The 20,451-nt window shown below is 63.2% G+C and carries 12 protein-coding genes and 2 pseudogenes; 10 read left to right on the forward strand and 4 right to left on the reverse strand.

Annotation, left to right across the window (positions count from 1 at the left end; translation table 11 throughout):
- Nucleotides 1-68: 68 nt before the first annotated feature.
- A complete protein-coding gene (locus Mschef_RS06205; protein ID WP_081127004.1) occupies nt 69-1,190 on the reverse strand; it encodes a PilT/PilU family type 4a pilus ATPase in 1,122 nt (373 codons plus the stop codon).
- 98 nt (nt 1,191-1,288) lie between these two features.
- Here Mschef_RS06205 and Mschef_RS06210 point away from each other — a divergent pair, with 98 nt between their 5' ends.
- From Mschef_RS06210 to Mschef_RS17940, 5 genes are all read left to right on the forward strand, one after another.
- Nucleotides 1,289-1,759: a DUF4398 domain-containing protein gene (locus tag Mschef_RS06210; RefSeq protein ID WP_168708889.1), complete on the forward strand. Its 471-nt coding sequence runs from the start codon at nt 1,289-1,291 to the stop codon at nt 1,757-1,759.
- Nucleotides 1,756-2,721, forward strand: coding sequence for an OmpA family protein (locus Mschef_RS06215; RefSeq protein WP_081127006.1), 966 nt, complete (start codon nt 1,756-1,758; stop codon nt 2,719-2,721). Before Mschef_RS06210 ends, Mschef_RS06215 begins: the two co-directional genes overlap by 4 nt.
- Before the next feature lie 332 nt (nt 2,722-3,053).
- On the forward strand, nt 3,054-3,242 hold the full coding sequence (locus tag Mschef_RS18400) for a DUF6229 family protein (RefSeq protein ID WP_425480083.1): 189 nt from the start codon (nt 3,054-3,056) through the stop codon (nt 3,240-3,242).
- Nucleotides 3,243-3,334: 92 nt separating this feature from the next.
- Complete coding sequence (locus tag Mschef_RS17935; RefSeq protein WP_242426542.1) at nt 3,335-4,633, forward strand: DUF4135 domain-containing protein; 1,299 nt, start codon at nt 3,335-3,337, stop codon at nt 4,631-4,633.
- Complete coding sequence (locus tag Mschef_RS17940; RefSeq protein WP_197686745.1) at nt 4,630-6,123, forward strand: lanthionine synthetase LanC family protein; 1,494 nt, start codon at nt 4,630-4,632, stop codon at nt 6,121-6,123. The genes Mschef_RS17935 and Mschef_RS17940 overlap by 4 nt, the downstream gene beginning before the upstream one ends.
- Before the next feature lie 296 nt (nt 6,124-6,419).
- Here Mschef_RS17940 and Mschef_RS06225 read toward each other — a convergent pair whose 3' ends face one another.
- The 3 genes from Mschef_RS06225 to fusA all read right to left on the reverse strand — a co-directional run bounded on the left by Mschef_RS06225 (nt 6,420) and on the right by fusA (nt 10,277).
- Nucleotides 6,420-7,931, reverse strand: coding sequence for a tetratricopeptide repeat protein (locus Mschef_RS06225; RefSeq protein ID WP_081127007.1), 1,512 nt, complete (start codon nt 7,929-7,931; stop codon nt 6,420-6,422).
- On the reverse strand, nt 7,918-8,106 hold the full coding sequence (locus tag Mschef_RS17165) for a hypothetical protein (protein WP_136256375.1): 189 nt from the start codon (nt 8,104-8,106) through the stop codon (nt 7,918-7,920). The genes Mschef_RS06225 and Mschef_RS17165 overlap by 14 nt, the downstream gene beginning before the upstream one ends.
- 128 nt (nt 8,107-8,234) lie before the next feature.
- A complete protein-coding gene (gene fusA / locus Mschef_RS06230) occupies nt 8,235-10,277 on the reverse strand; it encodes an elongation factor G (protein WP_081129859.1) in 2,043 nt (680 codons plus the stop codon).
- A gap of 920 nt (nt 10,278-11,197) precedes the next feature.
- Between fusA and Mschef_RS06235 the strand changes: the two are divergent.
- From Mschef_RS06235 to Mschef_RS06250, 5 genes and pseudogenes are all read left to right on the forward strand, one after another.
- Nucleotides 11,198-12,169 (forward strand): annotated as a pseudogene (locus Mschef_RS06235) (IS1634 family transposase); the annotation flags it as partial.
- Nucleotides 12,170-12,284: 115 nt separating this feature from the next.
- Nucleotides 12,285-13,979, forward strand: a complete 1,695-nt coding sequence (locus Mschef_RS06240; RefSeq protein WP_081126280.1) for an IS1634 family transposase — start codon at nt 12,285-12,287, stop codon at nt 13,977-13,979.
- Nucleotides 13,980-14,064: 85 nt separating this feature from the next.
- A pseudogene (locus tag Mschef_RS06245) lies at nt 14,065-14,805 on the forward strand (IS1634 family transposase); the annotation flags it as partial.
- Between the two features lie 39 nt (nt 14,806-14,844).
- Nucleotides 14,845-15,393, forward strand: a complete 549-nt coding sequence (locus tag Mschef_RS17170) for a DUF1698 domain-containing protein (RefSeq protein WP_139789394.1) — start codon at nt 14,845-14,847, stop codon at nt 15,391-15,393.
- A gap of 326 nt (nt 15,394-15,719) precedes the next feature.
- Nucleotides 15,720-20,444, forward strand: coding sequence for a glutamate synthase-related protein (locus tag Mschef_RS06250; protein WP_081127010.1), 4,725 nt, complete (start codon nt 15,720-15,722; stop codon nt 20,442-20,444).
- Nucleotides 20,445-20,451: the final 7 nt, after the last annotated feature.

Raw genomic sequence — 20,451 nt, forward strand, 5'->3', positions numbered from 1 at the left:
CGGGACCCGGGACTCGTGGCAAGGCTCGCGCGGTGGTCGAGGCGCCTTGGCTTTTTCCGGCGTGCGGCTCAATACCCGGTGCCAAAGCCGTCGTCGGCTTCGACAGGCAGATCGGCTTCCTGCGCGCTGCCGCCTTCGGCAAGACGGATGCGCAGGGCCAGGCCATCGCGCGAATCGGCCTTGTTCAGCGCCTCCTCCAGCTCGACGCGGCCGTCGCGATACAGCTTGAACAAGGACTGATCGAAGGTCTGCATGCCTTCGTGGAGGCTGCGCTCCATGGCCGGCTTGATCTCGTGCACCTGACCACGGCGCAACAGGTCGCGGATATGCGGGGTGTTGATCAGCACCTCGGCGGCAGGCAGGCGGCGGTTGTCCTTGCCGATCACCAGGCGCTGGCTGATCACCGCCTTGAGGTTGAGCGACAGGTTCATCAGCACATTCTTGTGCGCGCCCTCGGGAAAGAAATTGAGGATGCGCTCGATGGTCTGGTCGGCGTTGTTGGAGTGCAGCGTGGCCAGGCACAGATGCCCGGTTTCGGAGAAGGCGATGGCCGCGTCCATGGTTTCCTGATCGCGGATCTCGCCGATCATGATCACGTCCGGCGCTTCGCGCATGGCGTTCTTCAACGCCTCGTGGTAGCTGTGCGTGTCCAGCCCCACCTCGCGCTGGTTGACGATCGAGCGCTTGTGCCGGTGCAGGTATTCGATCGGGTCCTCGATGGTGAGGATGTGCCCCGGGGTGCCCTGGTTGCGATGATCGATCATCGAGGCCAGCGTGGTCGACTTGCCCGAGCCGGTGGCGCCGACGACCAGCACCAGGCCGCGCGGCTCCATGATGATGTCCTTGAAGATCGCCGGCAGACGCAGTTGCTCGATGCTGGGGATATCGCTCTTGATCGCGCGGATCACCATGCCGATCTCGCCGCGCTGCTTGAACACGTTGATGCGGAAACGCCCGACATCCTTGACCGCGACCGCCATGTTCAATTCGAGATCGCGCTCGAACTGTGGCGCCTGGCCTTCGCTCATCAGCGAGTAGGCGATCTTCTTCACCATGCCACCGGGCAGCCCGGTGTTGCCGAGCGGATAAAGCTTGCCCTCGACCTTGATGTTCACCGGCGCGCCGGTCGTCAGAAACATGTCCGACGCGCCCTTGTCCACCATCAATTTCAGGAAATAACCGATGTCCATTGTCTGCGCCCGATGCACGAATGCGTTGCCAAGTACGGGCCGGCGTGCCAAAAATGCGCGCCACCCCCCGCTGCGATGCGCAGGTTATGGCACGGCCCATGAGAATTTTCCACCGCGCGGCACTCATTTCCGCTGTTTCATCCCTGTTGCTGTTGCTCGGTGGCTGCGCCAGCACGCCGCCGCCCACCGACGCCATGACCCAGGCGCGCGACATGCTTGACGCCGCGCGCGGCGCGCAGGCGACGATCTTCGCGCCACTGGACCTGGGTACGGCGCAGGCGCGCTATGCCCTCGCGCAGCAGGCACTGGCCGGCAAGCACTACGACCGCGCGCGGCGCTACGCCAACGAGGCCGAGGCCGCCGCCGAGCTGGCGCGCGCCAGGGCCGAGCTGGGCCAATTGCGCGAGCAGATCCACCAGCGCGCGCGCGCCAACGCCGAATTGTCCAGCCACCTGCTGGGCATCACGCCAGGCGCTGCGACGCAGCCGATGAACGCGGCGCCCGCGCCAGCCAGCAGTGCCACGCAAACCTATCCCGCCAACGCGAGCAGCACGGGGGGTGCGCCATGAAGCGTGTCCTGTTGCTGCTGGCGTTGTGCGCGGCAAGCAGCCTGGCCTTGGCCGCGCCGCCGCCGCCCGATCCCGTCTACCAGAATCTGTCCGCCGAACTCGCGCAGCTTGGCCGGGATCCAGTGCTGGGCCACTATGCGCAGGGCGAACAGGCGCGCGCACGCGATGCGCTGGCGCAGTTGCTGGCAGCCGCGGGTGACCCGACCGAGCACGCCTACTGGGCCTACATTGCCGCGCGCCGGGTCGAGTTGGCCCAGACCACCGCGCAGATCGATGACGCGCGCGCCAAGCTGGTGCAGTTGCAGCAGGAGCGCGATCGCATCCGGCTGCAAGCCAAGGAGCAGGAAGTCGCGCGCGTGCGCCAGCAACTGGCGCAGGCGCGCCTGCAAAATGCCGCCGCCGACGAGGAAACCCAGCGTCTGCAGGCGCAGGGTCAGAGCTACGCCCAGCAGGCCCAGCAGGCGCAGCAGGAAGCCACCCAGGCCAAGCAGATGGCCGCGATGCAAAGCAAGGCCGCGAGCCTGGCCAAGCGTGAGGCGGCGCTGGCCGAGCAGGCGATCCAGGCCATGCAGGGCCGGCTCGATCACCTGACCCCGCGGCAAGGTCCGCAAGGGCTGCAAATGACCCTCGAAGGCGATGCGTTCGCGCCCGGGCAGTCCGGCCTCAGGCCGCAGGCGGCCAGCCATCTCGGTACCCTGGTGCAGTTCGCGCAGTCACACGCGCATGCGCCACTGCTGGTGATCGGCTACACCGACGACACCGGCAGCGCCGCCGCCAACCTGGTGCTGTCGCGGCAGCGCGCTCAGGCCGTGGCGCAGACGCTGCTGGCGCAGGGCGTGCGCGCCGCGCGCATCCATGTCGAGGGCAAGGGCGAGGCCGATCCGATCGCTTCCAACGCCACCCCCGAGGGACGCGCGCGCAACCGCCGCGTGGTGGTGATCCTGCGCGGCGTCGGCGGCTGAGGACTCGGGACTCGAGACAAGGCGCTGCGGCTCGTGCCGTCATCCGTCGCGTGGTGGTGATCCTGCGCGGGGTCAATGGCTGAGGACTCGGGACTCGAGACAAGGCGCTGCGACTCGTGCCGTCATCCAGCGCCGCGCTCAATCCTCCTCGGCGCGCGGTTTCCGGGCGGCGACCGGTTTTTTCTGCCCTTGCTTTGCTGTGGCAATAGGCGTACAAGCGCGAATTGTCGAGAGTGTACTCAAACCGCGACTGGTCGGTGACATTAAGCTATGGCGTGGCTTTGAAGCCTCCCTTTCGACACACGACTCAACAGTTCAACTAGGAGAGCGTCATGGATACTATTTCTCAAGACAAAGATCTTATAGCGAAGTGGCGAAATGATGGGAGTAGTGGCAACCCTGCCGGTCCTCTGTTTAGCAGTGGGGAGTTCGCCGAAGCTGATATAGCATCGGAGAGCGGACTCATGTTTACGCAATGCGGCACAAATTGCACATATTCTCTCAAAGCTTTTTGTTGCTGAATCAAGTGGCGTCATCTATTGACGCAAACAACTTTGGGCCATCGCTGGGTTGCTTGGTCTCGTCCGCGCTTGACGAGCTAGCAACCCAGCTTATGCAAGTTCGACAACTATCTCACCGCGAACGAGACGCGATCCTGCTTGCGACGCGAGAGTCTCTGCTTGAAAGTCTACATGGAAAGCTGTGCCGTGTGCTAGTTCTGGAACTGCACGCAGCTCGCGTAGAAGGGCGGCTATCAGGTCAAGATAGTTCGGCTCGCTGGGCCCACTTTCTTGCATTGTCGTCACAGCGAAGCTTCTGGGACGCTTTAAGTGATCAATACCCATCACTACTTTCGCGCGTCGACAGCATTACGCGAAACCGGTGCGGGGCATCGCTTATCTTTGCTCAATATTTGGCTATCGATCGCGCGAAACTGGCCACGCTATGTGGTGGCGATCCTGGTGAATTGCAGGCTGTAAGTTTTGGTGCTGGTGATACTCATCGCAGCGGCCAAGCTGTCGCACTGCTAAAATGTCAGTCTGGTCGGCTCGTCTATAAGCCTCGCTCGGCCGCTGTTGATGCGGCTCTTGCACAATTCATCGCCGAGATCCTAGATGTGTTCAATGGCACATCAACTATCCGAGTACCAAGAGTTTGGTCGCATGACAACCATAGCTGGGCTGAATTCATCGATCATCGTCACGCTCTCGGAAATGACGAGCTTCGAGCATTCTATCGAGGTATTGGACACTGGCTAGCAATTATGCGACTACTCGGTGGGAGCGATCTGCATGCAGAGAACCTGATCGCTCATGGCGGCAGTCCCGTTATTGTCGATTGCGAAACTTTATTTACTCCGATGTTACCTACCGTTGCAACAGGATTTGGGATGGCTATTGATTATGCATCTGAGCTTGTCCGTAGCTCCGTTCTTAGTATTGGGTTATTGCCTGGAAGGGGTATGGGACTCGGTTGGCGTGGAGTAGATTCATCAGCAGTTGGAGCTTTACCAGGTGAACAACCAAAGTTAATGCAACTTGGGCTTTTTGAAGCTGGAACTGATCGGGTTCGCGTCGATTATACTTGGGTCGATGCTAAGGTTTCTCAAAACCATCCAAGCTTGGAACCCGATCTCTCGCACTATTGGCCAGAGGTTCTGGAATCATTTGATGCTATGACAGAGACTTTGAGTGCTCTTGATGCAAAAGGCACCTTGCAACGTCTTTTGAGAATTTTTTCTGATTGTCCGATTCGTGTAGTAGCGAGGTCCACTGAAGTATACGCAGAGGTCGCGCGCATGCTGTGGCATCCTGTGTCACTACACAGAGAGGAAGTGGCTATTCATCATGCCTATGATTTATTGGAAAAAATGGCCGCCAATGTGCCCCTTGCCCCAATAATCAGGCAGTGATCACTGCAGAAGTTGCTGATTTAATGCAAGGCGATATCCCACTTTTCACTACTGTGGCTTCTCATGGCGTGGCAACTGGTCCACAGAACATCACTTGGCTAGCGCCCTGCGATTTGATTGACGATTCCCTCCGGCGCTGGCGCTGTGCTGACTCTAAATTAGAGCGGTATGTGATTCAAGCGGCTTTGGTGAGCGCATATATTAATGACGGGTGGACTCCGGCTGAAATCACCTTGTCGTCAAAGCGCGTGCGAACCGGAAACATTGATTCGCGCAGACGGCGCCAAGCGGCACGTATTATGATGGAATTAATAAGAACTGCCATTCGCGGCAAAGATGGTAGTGTGGCATGGATTGCAACCGTTTTTACTCCAGCAGGCTGGTCTGTGCGGCCTCTCGAGCATGACTTATATGGAGGAATTTCAGGAATTGCAGTACTTGTCAGTGCTTATCTACGTGAAACTTCAGCTGGCCGCGTCGATCCTGTATATGGGCTTGAAAACTTATTCGAAGGAATCAGAAAATCATTGGAATTTGCGGACAACAAGCGTGCAACACATCGGAGCGGAAGCATAAAGGTGCGGCCATCTCCGCCCGGGGGATACATCGGGTTAGGTTCACAGATTTGGGCTCGTTTGGTACTGTCAAGTTTTTATGCGAATGAGTGGGATAATTTGGGAAGCGCTTGCATGCTTGCGGATGCCATCCCGGATGCGGCGGATCATGCCGAAACTGACGACGTGCTAATCGGGCGAGCAGGAGCAATTCCGCCACTCCTTTTACTTGCAGAAAAAACGAAGAATAAACGCTATTTGCGTATGGCATGTGATTTGGGTGATCGGATCTGCTCCAATGCTCAGAGAAGTGATATCGGTGCATTCTGGCCTCACCCTAGATGGCCTAATGGAATCGGCGGTTTCGCGCATGGGGTAAGTGGCATTGGTTGGGCATTGGCCAAGTTAGCTCGTGCGGCAGATAACAGCCGGTACATGGAAATGGCGCAGGCTGCATTTGCATTCGAAGATGCGCTATATGACGAAAATGAACGCAACTGGCTTGATCTGCGCCACGGTGGACTCAAAGGAGCTGCGGCTTGGTGTCACGGCGCGGTTGGTATTGGTTTAGCCCGCGTAGCATTAGATCCATATATAAATAAGTCCGTTACTCGTCAATTGCTGCGCCGCGCCTCAGATGCAGCATGGCGACTTGGTTTAGGATGGAGTCATTGCGCCTGTCACGGTGATTTAGGCACTTGGGAGCTTTTGCAAATTGCCATTGATGCCGGAGAAGCACCCATAGGGCTAACTGAGCAGAGTTTACTTGAAGTTATTTTGACAAGTATTGAAGATTATGGACCAACTTGTGGTTTTGTCCGAGATGTTTTCTCACCAAGTTTGATGCCGGGATTGGGTGGAGTTGCCTATCAGTTGCTGCGTTCTAATCGCAAATCAAATCTACCTTCGATCTTAACCTTGGGGACGGATTTTTGAAGTTGTATAACGCGCAGACTTGGATATATGAAACCCGAGTTCCTCTGATGCAGCCGAATCGTCTCTTTAAATCGAAGGGTGTTTCTAAATAAATAAGTACGTTAAATCACTTTGTAGGTATGCACTTGGACCATTGCGACGATCTGCGATGTGGTTCTATTCAATTAGAAGATGCTTTGGCGCTGTTTCACTACCAAGCGTGCATCGTGCTCGAGTCTAAGGTTAGTTTTCAAATTTTGGTCCGCAGGCTTCATAATATTTAGATGGATGCTGACCTTTCATGGTCGGAGTTCGCATTATATAGAGACAACGTCAAAAGCAATTGTCAGACGACTGTCCGTTGGAGTTCCCGAGAAAGGTATGGTACCGTGCCACATCCATGACGGGAACAGGACTAAGACGCCTGGCTCGGGGCGCACAAAGTGTTCGGGAGTCAGGTGTGGTGTTGTTGGAATCCCCGGTTCACCAAAAGTGAGCCAACCTTCCTTGCCTTCCATACCTAATGCGTCAGGGACATGGATGTGGCAGGCGGACGACAGCCACCCTTTCCCATGGAAATGGTTGACGTGATACCCGTTAGGGCGCAATCGCACAGACCAGATACCACTGAGCTTGTATGTCCCGGTATTGCGCCGTCTCAGCAGATCTTCGCCCATACCAATGGATTCCATGTAGCGGCGAATGGGTCCGTCGATTGCTTGTGTAAAGGCGCGAATTGCTGGATCTTGGGATTGCTCTAGCCGAAGTTCGATCTGCGTCCCTGAGCGCAGTGTCTGCATTAGGGGCTGCGCCCGGAGTGCTTCATGCAATCGGCTCAGGGCCTGCGCAAGGTCGCAGAGGTAAGAGGTGAGGTTCTGCCATCCGGCTGGCGTATCGATCTTACTCGGCTTGACGAAGTTTTGATAGTCGTACAACGCACGATAGCGCGGGTCTCCCAGCATGCGCCAGGCACTGGCACGCACGGCGATTGCGTGGCCGTCATCCGGATTGACTGCAAGCAATTTGTCGGTAACTGCAACCACGCGTTCCGCATGCCCGGAAGTCAGCAGTGCATCGGCGTAGGCGCTGATCGCATCTACACTCGCTGGTGCCGTTCGCACAGCGGTTTCTGCATGTGCCAGGGCACAGGCTGCATCAAACTTCAGTGCTGCCTGGGACGCGGCCACGTGTAACTCAACGCTTGTTGCTCTGTGACGAATTCCCTCGGCAAGCTCGGGATAGACTTCATTAGTTTGCCCTGACGCTTCCAATAGCTTGGCCTTTAGAAGTCGCAACTCGAGATGGCCAGGCGTGGCACGTAACGCCACATCGATCCCGTTTGTCGCTGTGCGGAAGTCGCCCGTGCGCATCCAGACGAGTTCGGCCAAGTTGGTATGCGCCGCGACATGAGTAGGGTCAAAACGTATTGCCCGACGAAACTCAGCTTCGGCTGCATCGTAGCGATTTGATCCGAATAGAGCGCGGCCCAGAACAAATCGTGCCCCGGGGCTGTCGGCTCCTTTGGCAATGGCGCTTCGTGCCGCAACGACCGCCGCATCGCTTTGTCCGCTTTCGCCCAGAGCCACTGCAAGCCCGAGTTCTGCCGTGCCACTACGGGGCGCAACAGAAATGGCCGTTCGAAAGGCAGTGATTGCGTCAGCCAGACGTCCCGCAGACAACAGAAGCTGTGCGCGCCACAGGACCAATTCGGGGGGGGGGGGATTCGATTGCATAAATGTATCAATGACTGCGATCGCATCCGCTATGCGATTCTGAGCCAGTAGCGTACGAATCGAGTTTTTCACTACCTGAGCTTCAGATGATCTCATGATCAAGTCTCTTCGGCACACGATATTGCTGCATCATTTTTGAATGCTGCAGTGCAACGGAAAATTGCTGAACGTCAGCGTAGCCTAATAACCATGCACTTGCGGCGCAATCGGGCGCGCAGCCTTTGAGGATGCCGGTTGCAACTGCTCTTCGGAAAAGCGTTTTTTCATTCACGCCCAATCTCCTTCACCGGGTCGATTGGGCTCCAAGGCTCCGTGCTGCTCAAAACCGGGGGCCGGGGGCGTCGGGGACTCGGCGCTCGGGACAAGACGCTGCGGCTCGTGCCGTCATCCAGCGCCGCGCTAATCTTCCTCGGCGTGCGGTTTCCACGCCGCGGCCAGTTTTTTCTGCACCGCTGGCGGCGTGGCCTCGTAATGCGCCAACTCCATGCTGTAGCGGCCCTGACCAGCGGTGGCGGCTTTCAGTTCGGTGGCGAAGCCGTCGAGTTCGGCCAGTGGTGCCTGCGCGCTGATCGCGCCCTCGCCGCGGCGCGGTGAGCCGGTGCCGAGGATGCGCGCGCGCCGCGCCGCCAGCGCGCCGGTCAGATCGCCGACGTGCGCCTCCGGCACGCTCACTTCCAGATTGACGATCGGCTCCAGCAGCAGTGGTTCGGCCTTGAGCACCGCATCCAGGAACGCCTTGCGCCCGGCGCTGATGAAGGCGACTTCCTTGGAGTCCACCGGATGGCTCTTGCCGTCGTGCACGGTCACGCGCAAATCCTCCAGCGGATAGCCCGCGATCGCGCCCAGCCCCAGGCCCTGGCGCACGCCTTTTTCCACCGCCGGAATGAACTGGCCGGGGATGGTGCCGCCCTTGACCGCATCGACGAACTCGAATCCGGCGCCACGCGGCAGCGGCTCGACGCGCAGGAAAACCTCGCCGAACTGGCCGGCACCGCCGGTTTGCTTCTTGTGACGGAAGTGGCCTTCGGCGAGGCGGCTGACGGTTTCGCGATAGGCGATGCGCGGCGCGCGCTGGGTCACTTCCACGCCGAAGCGCGCGCGCATGCGCTCCAGCGTCACGCGCAGGTGCAGCTCGCCGAGGCCGCGGATCACGGTCTCGTTGAGTTCCTTGCGGTGCTCGATGCGAAAGCACGGGTCTTCCTCGGCCAGCCGCGCCAGCGCCAGCGCCAGCTTCTGTTCCTGGCCCTTGCTGGCGGCCTCGATGGCCAGCGCGAACATCGGCTGCGGCAGCGCGATCGGCGCCAGCGCGATGCCATCCTCGTCGTGCGAATCGTGCAGCACGGCCTCGGGGTGGATGTCATCGATCTTGGCCACCGCGGCGATATCGCCGGGGATGGCCTCGCTGATCTCCACCGTGTCCTTGCCGCGCAGGCGGAACAAGTGCCCGACCTTGAACGGCTTGCGCGCATCGTCGACAAACAGCTGCGCGTCGCGGTGCAGCGTGCCCTGGTGCACGCGAAACACGGCGATCTTGCCGAGGAATGCGTCGTGCTGAATCTTGAACACGTCGGCCAGCACATGCCGCGCGGGATCGGGCAACACCTCGATACGCGCGTCGTCGCTGTTGCGCCGGTACGGCGGCGGATTGGCCTCGGCCGGGTTGGGCAGCAGGCGCTGCGCCAGCTCGATGAACTCGGCCACGCCAGCGCCGCTGCGCGCGCTGGTGAAGCAGATCGGCAGCAGATGTCCTTCGCGCAGGCACTGCTCGAAAGCGTCGTGCAGATCCTGCGCGCTCAGCGCGTCCTCGCCGGCATCCAGATAGCGGCCCATCATGCGTTCGTTGATCTCGACGACCTGATCGAGGATGCGCGCGTGCGCGCCGGCGAGGCTGTCGAAGTCGGTGTCGCCGCTGGCGTGGGAAAACGCATCCAGCACCGTGGCGCGGCCGCGGGCAGGCAGGTTCACCGGCAGGCATTCGGGGCCGAATTCGGCGCGCAGCGCATCCACCAGCGCGGCGAGGTCGGCGTCCTCGGCATCGATGTGGTTGATCACCAGTACGCGCGCCAGGCCGCGTTCGCGCGCGTAGTGCAGCAGCCGGCGCGTGCCGTACTCGATGCCGGCCGCGGCGTTGACCACGATGGCCACGGTTTCCACCGCGGTCAGCGCCGCCAGCGTGGGGCCGCGAAAATCCGGATAGCCGGGCGTGTCGATCAGGTTCACGCGCAGGCCGGGGCGCTCGATCGTGGCTAGCGCGCTCTGGATGGAATGGCCGCGCGCGATTTCCTCGGCGTCGAAATCGCCGAGCGTGCTGCCGCGCTCGATCGTGCCTGCCGTCTGGATCACGCCGCCGGCCAGCAGCAGGGCTTCGAACAGGGTGGTTTTGCCGGCGCCGGGGTGTCCTGCCAGGGCGATGTTGCGGATGTCGCGGGGGGTGATGGGCATGACGGTCTCCATTGCGGCGCACGTCGTGGACGCGCGTCGGGTGAGCGTCTGGCCCGTCCACGGGGACAGTGCCGCCACCGGCGCAGCCGGCGCGGGCGGGTCATGGCGGGGCCGCGGGCTGCGGCCACGCGCCTAGCCTTGTGCGCGTGGCCGGCGCGGTCAAGCTGCGTTGCGCTGTGGCGGGATTATGGTGCGCGGGTGCAATGCTGGCGCGTGTACGATGGCGCGGGACGGCGAGAAAAGAGCCGGTGCGTGCGGTATGCTTGCGCGTAAGAGACAGATTGGCTGCGAGCGCCGGATATAGCCTGCAAAGTGCCGCATGTCCGCCGCCGCTATGCCTGATCCTTTGGATCTCAAATGAAAGAAGCTAGCATATTCACAAAAAGCGAGTACCCAATGCATACCAACATGAAAGAAGATGCACTAAGCACTCAGAGTTCCAGCTACGCGACAAACATGGCTGACACATAAATCGCCAAGGCTGTTAATGAAATCGGATTTTGGTGGCACAGCATAGATCTGAATGGATTCATAACTCCTGGCGGCAAGAGTCAACAAGTCCTCCATAATGAGTGGCGTGCAATGGAGGTGCCCGACTTGAGAGGCAAGAGTGTTCTCGATATCGGAGCTTGGGATGGCTTCTTCAGTTTCGAGGCAGAGCGTCATGGAGCCGAATCTATTGTTGCCCTGGATCATTACGTGTGGGCAACAGACAGGCCCGGATTGGCAAAGTATCGGCAAGAGTGCATGCGGGTCGCGAGAGAGCCTGACCCCCCAAGTTCGACATCTTCGAGCGGAGATTTTGCTCTGAAGGTGTGTCGCGACAAGGGTTTTGGCTCGTCCGAAGCGGCCATGCTGTAGTGACACGTTATTTAGCAGAGTATGCTCAGTAGCGTTATTTTGTGCAGTAGAGTGGCGACATGTTCGTCAAGCTCACCCGTTCCGGTCCGCGCAGCTACGTCAAGCTCGTGGAGGCGTACCGCGATGATCGCGGGGTCTCCCGCCAGCGCGTCGTCGCCACGCTGGGTCGCCTGGAGCAGGTCCGCACCGGCGGGGCCGATGCCCTGATTCGCGGTCTGCACCGCGTCATCGACGGCGAGGAGCCGCAGGCGCCCTCGGTGCGCTTTGCCCCGGCGCTGGCGGTGGGCGACACGTGGATGCTGCACGCGCTGTGGCACAAGCTGGGCTGGGACGAGGCGTTTCGCCGGGTGCTGCGCAACGCTCACGGCGCCTTCGATGCCGAGCGATTGCTCCGGGTGATGGTCTTCAACCGGCTGTGCGATGCCACGTCCAAGCTCGGCGTCTTGCGCTGGCTCGAAGGCACCCGGGTGCCGGGAGTCGACAGCACCTCGGTCACGCACCAGCGGCTGTTGCGCACCATGGACACGCTGGCCGAGCGCAGTGAGGCGATGCAGCGCACCCTGGCGGCGGTGCTGCGGCCGCTGGTCGATCAGGACCTGTCGATCGTGTTCTACGACATGACGACGATCGGCATGGAGGGCCAGAGTGAGGTGCCCGGCGAGATTCGCCAGTTCGGCCTGTCCAAGGACGGCGGCATCCGCCGGCAGGTCATGCTCGGCGTCGTGCAGACCGCCGAAGGCTTGCCCATTGCGCATCGCGTGTGGGCGGGCAACACGGCCGAGGCGCCGACGCTGCATGCCGTCATCGACGAGATCCTGGCCCTCTACCCGGTCAAGCGCGTCGTGCTGGTGGCCGACCGCGGCCTGCTCAGCCTGGACAACCTGGAATGGCTGCAGACGGTGCGCATCGGCAAGACGGCGCAACCCCTGGAGTTCATCCTGGCCGTGCCGGGTCGCCGCTATGGGGAGTTCAACGAGATCCTCGGCGCCGTGCAGGCCGCCCAAGTTCGACATCTTCGAGCGGAGATTTTGCTCTGAAGGTGTGTCGCGACAAGGGTTTTGGCTCGTCCGAAGCGGCCATGCTGTAGTGACACGTTATTTAGCAGAGTATGCTCAGTAGCGTTATTTTGTGCAGTAGAGTGGCGACATGTTCGTCAAGCTCACCCGTTCCGGTCCGCGCAGCTACGTCAAGCTCGTGGAGGCGTACCGCGATGATCGCGGGGTCTCCCGCCAGCGCGTCGTCGCCACGCTGGGTCGCCTGGAGCAGGTCCGCACCGGCGGGGCCGATGCCCTGATTCGCGGTCTGCACCGCGTCATCGACGGCGAGGAGCCGCAGGCGCCCTCGGTGCGCTTTGCCCCGGCGCTGGCGGTGGGCGACACGTGGATGCTGCACGCGCTGTGGCACAAGCTGGGCTGGGACGAGGCGTTTCGCCGGGTGCTGCGCAACGCTCACGGCGCCTTCGATGCCGAGCGATTGCTCCGGGTGATGGTCTTCAACCGGCTGTGCGATGCCACGTCCAAGCTCGGCGTCTTGCGCTGGCTCGAAGGCACCCGGGTGCCGGGAGTCGACAGCACCTCGGTCACGCACCAGCGGCTGTTGCGCACCATGGACACGCTGGCCGAGCGCAGTGAGGCGATGCAGCGCACCCTGGCGGCGGTGCTGCGGCCGCTGGTCGATCAGGACCTGTCGATCGTGTTCTACGACATGACGACGATCGGCATGGAGGGCCAGAGTGAGGTGCCCGGCGAGATTCGCCAGTTCGGCCTGTCCAAGGACGGCGGCATCCGCCGGCAGGTCATGCTCGGCGTCGTGCAGACCGCCGAAGGCTTGCCCATTGCGCATCGCGTGTGGGCGGGCAACACGGCCGAGGCGCCGACGCTGCATGCCGTCATCGACGAGATCCTGGCCCTCTACCCGGTCAAGCGCGTCGTGCTGGTGGCCGACCGCGGCCTGCTCAGCCTGGACAACCTGGAATGGCTGCAGACGGTGCGCATCGGCAAGACGGCGCAACCCCTGGAGTTCATCCTGGCCGTGCCGGGTCGCCGCTATGGGGAGTTCAACGAGATCCTCGGCGCCGTGCAGGCCGAGCACTGCGTGCAGGCCAAGGACGAGGTCATCGGCGAGACGTCCTGGCAGGGTCTGCGCCTGGTCTGGGCGCACGAACCGCAGGCGGCTGCACAGCAGAGCGCCGCACGGCGCCAGACCATCGAGACGCTGACGCAGCAAGCCGAGCTGCGCGCCGGCAAGCTCGACGCCCAGGACGCCGGCGCCGCTTTCAAGGGTCGGCGCCTGAGCGACTCGGGCGCCAAGGCATGGCTGTTCCGCGCCGTCAGCGACGCCCATCTGGGATCGATCATCAAGGTCGACCTGCAGTCCGACCGGTTCGCCTACACCGAGGACGAGGCCGCGCTCAAGCGCGCCGAACTCAACGACGGCAAGCTGCTGCTGGTGACCAACACCACGGACCTCGATCCCGCCGAAGTGATCGCGCGCTACAAGTCGCTGGCCGACATCGAACGTGGCTTCCGGGTGCTCAAGTCCGAGATCGAGATCGCCCCGGTGTTCCACCGCCTGCCCGACCGCATCCGCGCCCACGCCCTGATCTGCTTCATGGCGCTGGTGCTGTACCGCGTGCTGCGCATGCAGCTCAAGTCCACTGGCAGTTACTACTCCCCCGAGCGCGCGCTCGAAATCGCCCGCCGCATCCAGCTCCACCAGGTGCGCATCGCCGGCCAGGGTGCCGCCAGCGGCCTGACCGACCTGAGCCCCGAGCAGCTTGCCCTGTTCGACCAACTTCAACTCGACATCCCGACCAGAGAACCCTTCGACATCGCCCCGTAGTGCCAATTTCGATCGCCTGAACATAGGCGGATCAATGCCTTGCACAAAAATATGTCGAACTCGGGAGGCCGAGCACTGCGTGCAGGCCAAGGACGAGGTCATCGGCGAGACGTCCTGGCAGGGTCTGCGCCTGGTCTGGGCGCACGAACCGCAGGCGGCTGCACAGCAGAGCGCCGCACGGCGCCAGACCATCGAGACGCTGACGCAGCAAGCCGAGCTGCGCGCCGGCAAGCTCGACGCCCAGGACGCCGGCGCCGCTTTCAAGGGTCGGCGCCTGAGCGACTCGGGCGCCAAGGCATGGCTGTTCCGCGCCGTCAGCGACGCCCATCTGGGATCGATCATCAAGGTCGACCTGCAGTCCGACCGGTTCGCCTACACCGAGGACGAGGCCGCGCTCAAGCGCGCCGAACTCAACGACGGCAAGCTGCTGCTGGTGACCAACACCACGGACCTCGATCCCGCCGAAGTGATCGCGCGCTACAAGTCGCTGGCCGACATCGAACGTGGCTTCCGGGTGCTCAAGTCCGAGATCGAGATCGCCCCGGTGTTCCACCGCCTGCCCGACCGCATCCGCGCCCACGCCCTGATCTGCTTCATGGCGCTGGTGCTGTACCGCGTGCTGCGCATGCAGCTCAAGTCCACTGGCAGTTACTACTCCCCCGAGCGCGCGCTCGAAATCGCCCGCCGCATCCAGCTCCACCAGGTGCGCATCGCCGGCCAGGGTGCCGCCAGCGGCCTGACCGACCTGAGCCCCGAGCAGCTTGCCCTGTTCGACCAACTTCAACTCGACATCCCGACCAGAGAACCCTTCGACATCGCCCCGTAGTGCCAATTTCGATCGCCTGAACATAGGCGGATCAATGCCTTGCACAAAAATATGTCGAACTCGGGTGACCCAGTTGAGACGACCAAGTTTTGGAATCCCGTAGATCTTCCTGGGAAAAATGGTTTTGATCTGGCTCACCGAATCCTTGATAGCAAGGTGACGACGCGCAACCAAGACTTTTTGCTGGCAAGCAGTGCCGAAATCGGTACGTTCGACGTGGTTTTTTTCCTCGGCGTTCTTTACCATATGCAAAATCCCCTTGAGTCTCTTAAAAAGGTCGCCGAGCTGACGCGGACGCTCGCGATTATCGAGACTCACGCAGTGGAGATTCTCGGGCAAGCGCAATCGCTCGCCGAGTTCTATCCAACGTCAGAATTGAATGGCGATCCATCAAATTGGTGGGGGCCAAATATTGCGGCGTTGGTAGGATTGTGCAAGGCGGCTGGCTTTAGTCGAGTCGTTGTGAAAAAAGGGCCTCCGAGATTAGGGCCGATAAAATCAATGGCGAGGCATATCGCGGCGACTCTCAGAATTCCGTGGGGAACACGCGCGCGGCACTATCGCGCGATCGTTCATGCATGGAAGTAAGCGGCAAGCAGCGAGCAGACGAGGGCAAGGCGCGCATGTTCGCGCCCTAAGGATGGGCGGGTTTGCGCACGGCGAGCGGCGCGCAGTCAAGGCGCGATCCTGTGCTTGATCAAAGAAAGGCGACCCCGACAGTAGCGCCTGCTGCGCAGGTGACTTCTCCATCGCCCCATCCCGTCATCTCCGCGTAGACGGCGGGGGATCAATAGGTGCTGGACAAGCGCGCTTGACGGCGGCAGTCTCCACATGTACCGCATGTTGTGCACCGCGTCAGCCCCGGTCGGGGCCGCACGGCGCGGCGGTGTCGCCCGTAGTCGCCGGAGCCTGTCATGCCGCAGCACGTCCATCCTGTTCCGCTGCGCGCCGGCGCCGGGCTTTATCGCCCCGGTTACGAGCACGACGCCTGCGGCGTGGGTTTCGTCGCGCACATCAAGGGGCAGAAATCGCACGCCATCGTGCGCGATGGACTGGCCATCCTGCACAACCTCGACCATCGTGGCGCGGTCGGCGCCGATGCGTTGATGGGCGATGGCGCCGGCATCCTCATGCAGATTCCCGACGCGTTGTACCGCGAGGACATGTCGGCGCGCGGCATCCGCCTGCCGCCGCCGGGGGAGTACGGCGTGGGCATGGTCTTCCTGCCGCGCGAGCCGGCGTCGCGCGCGGCCTGCGAGCAGGAAATCGAACGCGCGGTGCGCGCACTGGACCAGCGCGTGCTGGGCTGGCGCGAGGTGCCGGTGGATCGCGACATGCCAATGTCGCCGGCGGTTCGCGCGCGCGAGCCAGTGATCCGCCAGGTGTTCATCGGTCGCGGCGCGCAGGTGCGCGTCGCCGATGCGCTGGAGCGTCAGTTGTACGTGATCCGCAAGACCGCCAGCCACGCCATCCGCGCGCTGGGTCTGCGCCATGGCACTGAATACTTCGTGCCTTCGATGTCCACGCGCACCGTGGTCTACAAGGGTCTGCTGCTGGCCGATCAGGTCGGCCAGTACTACCGCGATCTGGCGGACGCGCGCGCGGTGTCGGCGTTGGCGCTGGTGCACCAGCGCTTTTCCACCAACACGTTTCCCGAATGGGCGCTGGCGCATCCGTATCGGCTGGTCGCACACAACGGCGAGATCAACACCGTGCGCGGCAACTACAACTGGATGCGCGCGCGCGAGGGCGCGGTGCGCTCGCCGCTGCTGGGCGCGGACCTGCAACGCCTGTGGCCGCTGATCTATCCGGAGCAGTCGGACACCGCCTGTTTCGACAATGTGCTGGAACTGCTGGTGATGGCCGGCTACCCGCTGGCGCAGGCGATGATGATGATGATCCCGGAGGCTTGGGAGCAGCACGAGCACATGGACCCGCGCCGGCGCGCGTTCTACGAGTACCACGCGGCGATGATGGAGCCGTGGGACGGCCCCGCCGCGATCGCTTTCACCGACGGCCGCCAGATCGGCGCAACGCTGGATCGCAACGGATTGCGCCCGGCACGCTACATCCTGACCGACGACGAGCGCGTGATTCTCGCCTCGGAGGTGGGTGTGCTGCCGGTGCCGGAGAGTCGCATCGTGCGCAAGTGGCGGCTGCAGCCCGGGCGCATGCTGCTGATCGACACCGACGCCGGGCGCATCATCGACGACGATGAACTGAAAGCCCAATTGGCCTCGGCGCGGCCATACCGGCAGTGGGTGGAGGCGCTGCGCGTGCGTCTGGATGCGCTGGACGCGCCGCAGGCGCACGCTGCCGCAGCGCCGCCGCCGGATGATCTCGCGGCACGCCAGCACGCCTTCGGTTACAGCAGCGAGGACTTGCGCCTGGTGCTGGCACCGATGGCGTTGAACGCCGAGGAAGCCATCGGCTCGATGGGCGACGACGCGCCGCTGGCGGTGCTGTCGCAGCGCGTGCGGCCGCTGTATGCCTATTTCCGGCAGCGCTTCGCGCAGGTCACCAATCCGCCGATCGATCCGATCCGCGAGCAACTGGTGATGTCGCTGCTGTCGTTCATCGGTCCCAAGCCGGACTTGCTCGACATCAACCAGGTCAACCCGCCGCTGCGCCTGGAGGTGGCCCAGCCCATCCTCGATTTTGCCGGCATGGCGCGGCTGCGCCAGATCGCGCGCATCAGCGACGGCAAGTTCCGCAGTTACACGCTGGACATCTGCTATCCGGCCGCGTGGGGCGCCGAGGGCATCGAGGCACGGCTGGCCTCGTTGTGCGCCGAAGCGGTGGATGCGCTGGGCAGCGGCCACAACATCCTGATCGTGTCCGACTGCAGCCAGGACGCCGCGCGCGTGGCGATCCCGGCTCTGCTGGCGACCTCGGCGCTGCACCAGCACCTGATCGCGCGCGGCCTGCGCACGCAGACCGGGCTGGTGGTGGAAACCGGCAGCGCGCGCGAGGTGCACGATTTCGCCTGCCTGGCCGGCTACGGCGCCGAGGCCGTGCACCCGTATCTGGCGCTGCACACGGTGGCCGCGCTGCTGGCGCAACTGGGCGAGCCCGGCGCCGCGACGCCGAGCGCCGAGCAGGCGCAACGCAATTACATCAAGGCAATCGGCAAGGGCCTGCTCAAGGTGATGTCGAAGATGGGCATCTCGACCTTCATGAGCTATTGCGGCGCGCAGTGTTTCGAGACGATCGGCCTGGCGCAGACACTGGTGGACCAGTACTTCAGCGGCACGCTGGCACCAGTGGACGGCGTGGATGTGTTCGCGCTGGGCGCGGAAGCGCTGCGCTTGCACCATGCGGCGTGGACTGCGGGCGCGGCAGCGGACCCGGAGCCCGGGCCCGGCGGCGACTACGCCTGGCGCGCGCAGGGCGAGCACCACCTGTGGTCGCCCGACGCCGTGGCCAAGTTGCAGCACGCGGTGCGCAGTGGCCACGGCGATACCTACCGTGATTACGCCGCGCTGATCAACGAGCATTCGCGCCAGTTGCTGACCTTGCGTGGCCTGCTCGAGTTTGGCTGCGATGCCGCGGGTCCGGTGGCGCTGGATGAGATCGAGCCGGCCGCGTCCATCGTCACCCGCTTCAGCACCGGCGCGATGTCGCTGGGCTCGATCTCCACCGAGGCGCATGCCACCCTGGCGCTGGCGATGAACCGCATCGGCGGACGCAGCAACACCGGCGAGGGCGGCGAGGACCCGGCGCGCTATCGCGCCGAGTTGCAAGGCGGGCCCGGCCTGCAGGACGGCGACACGCTGCTGGGCGTGCTGGGCGGCGAGGCGGTGGTGGCCGACCAGCCGCTGCGGGCCGGCGATTCGCTGCGCTCGCGCATCAAGCAGGTGGCCTCGGCGCGCTTCGGTGTCAGCGCCGAGTATCTGGCCAGCGCCGAGCAGATCCAGATCAAGATGGCGCAGGGCGCCAAGCCTGGCGAGGGCGGCCAGTTGCCGGGCAGCAAGGTCAGCGACTACATCGGATTCCTGCGTCACGCGGTCCCTGGCGTGGGCCTGATCTCGCCACCGCCGCATCACGACATCTATTCGATCGAGGATCTGGCGCAGCTCATCCACGACCTGAAGAACGTCAATCCGCGTGCTTCGATCAGCGTCAAGCTGGTGTCCGAGACCGGCGTCGGCACCATCGCCGCCGGCGTGGCCAAGGCCAAGGCCGACCACGTGGTCATCGCCGGTCATGACGGCGGCACCGGCGCGGCGCCGCTGTCCAGCATCAAGCGCGTCGGCGCGCCGTGGGAGATCGGTCTGGCGGAAACCCAGCAGACGCTGGTGCAGAACGGCCTGCGCGGGCGCATCCGCGTGCAGGTGGACGGCCAGTTGCGCACCGGGCGCGACGTGGTGATCGCCGCGCTGCTGGGCGCCGACGAGTTCGGCTTCGCCACCGCGCCGCTGGTCGCGGCCGGCTGCATCATGATGCGCAAGTGCCACCTCAACACCTGTCCGGTGGGCATCGCCACGCAGGATCCGCGCCTGCGCAAGCTGTTCAGCGGCACGCCCGAGCACGTCATCAACTATTTCTTTTTTCTTGCCGAGGAAGTGCGCGGTCTTATGGCGCAGCTCGGCGTGCGCCGCTTCGAGGATCTGGTCGGTCGCGTCGAGCTGCTGCATGCGCGCGCGAATGTGCCGCACTGGAAGGCGCACGCGGTCGATCTCAAGCGCGTGCTGGCCGCGCCCGGCGTGGGTGCGCGACGCCACGAATCCGCGCAGGATCATGGCCTCGGGCAGGCGCTGGACAACAAGCTGGTCGAACGCGCGCGCGCCGCGCTGGAGCAGGGCGAGCGCGTGCATTTCATCCAGGACGTGCGCAACGTCAACCGCAGTGTTGGCGCCATGCTGTCGGGCGAAGTGGCGCGGCGTTTCGGCAGCGCGGGCCTGCCCGACGACACCTTGCATATCCAGATGGAGGGCAGCGGCGGGCAGAGCTTCGCCGCGTTCCTGGCGCACGGCATCACCCTGTACCTGATCGGTGATGCCAACGATTACACCGGCAAGGGCCTGTCCGGCGGGCGCGTGGTGGTGCGTCCGAGTATCGACTTCCGCGGCGAGGCGCAGGACAACATCATCGTCGGCAACGCCGTGCTGTACGGCGCCACCGCCGGTGAGGCGTTTTTGCGCGGCGTGGCTGGCGAGCGTTTCGCGGTGCGTAACTCCGGCGCCAGCGCGGTGGTCGAGGGCTGTGGCGACCACGGCTGCGAATACATGACCGGCGGCAGCGTGCTCGTGCTGGGTGCCAGCGGACGCAACTTCGCCGCCGGCATGAGCGGCGGCGTGGCCTATGTGCTGGATGTGGACGGCGCCTTCGCGCAGCGCTGCAACACCGCCATGGTGACACTGGAACGGGTGCTGCCCGAGGCCGCGCAGATCGACACGCTGCCGCGCGCGCTGTGGCACGGCGGCGAGAGTGATGAGGCGTGCGTGCGGCGCCTGCTCGAAGCGCACCACCGCTGGACCGGCTCGTTGCGCGCGCGTGAACTCCTGCAGCAGTGGGAGACCGCGCGCGCGCGCTTCGTCAAGGTGTTCCCGCACGAATACCGGCGCGCGCTGGGCGACCTCGCCGCGCGCCACGAGACGGCGCAGCAACTTGCACGCGCCAGCAGCGCAGTGGAGTGAGGCACAG

This window comes from Metallibacterium scheffleri, assembly GCF_002077135.1.
Classification (GTDB): Bacteria; Pseudomonadota; Gammaproteobacteria; order Xanthomonadales; family Rhodanobacteraceae; genus Metallibacterium; species Metallibacterium scheffleri.

Bases quoted from the DNA above. Each gene is read 5' to 3' on its own strand.
- Mschef_RS06240 (WP_081126280.1), top strand. From the start codon at position 12,285: ATGTTCGTCAAGCTCACCCGTTCCGGTCCGCGCAGCTACGTCAAGCTC.
- fusA (WP_081129859.1), bottom strand. From the start codon at position 10,277: ATGCCCATCACCCCCCGCGACATCCGCAACATCGCCCTGGCAGGACAC.
- Mschef_RS06215 (WP_081127006.1), top strand. From the start codon at position 1,756: ATGAAGCGTGTCCTGTTGCTGCTGGCGTTGTGCGCGGCAAGCAGCCTG.
- Mschef_RS18400 (WP_425480083.1), top strand. From the start codon at position 3,054: ATGGATACTATTTCTCAAGACAAAGATCTTATAGCGAAGTGGCGAAAT.
- Mschef_RS17935 (WP_242426542.1), top strand. From the start codon at position 3,335: ATGCAAGTTCGACAACTATCTCACCGCGAACGAGACGCGATCCTGCTT.
- Mschef_RS06205 (WP_081127004.1), bottom strand. From the start codon at position 1,190: ATGGACATCGGTTATTTCCTGAAATTGATGGTGGACAAGGGCGCGTCG.
- Mschef_RS06210 (WP_168708889.1), top strand. From the start codon at position 1,289: ATGAGAATTTTCCACCGCGCGGCACTCATTTCCGCTGTTTCATCCCTG.
- Mschef_RS06250 (WP_081127010.1), top strand. From the start codon at position 15,720: ATGCCGCAGCACGTCCATCCTGTTCCGCTGCGCGCCGGCGCCGGGCTT.
- Mschef_RS06225 (WP_081127007.1), bottom strand. From the start codon at position 7,931: ATGAGATCATCTGAAGCTCAGGTAGTGAAAAACTCGATTCGTACGCTA.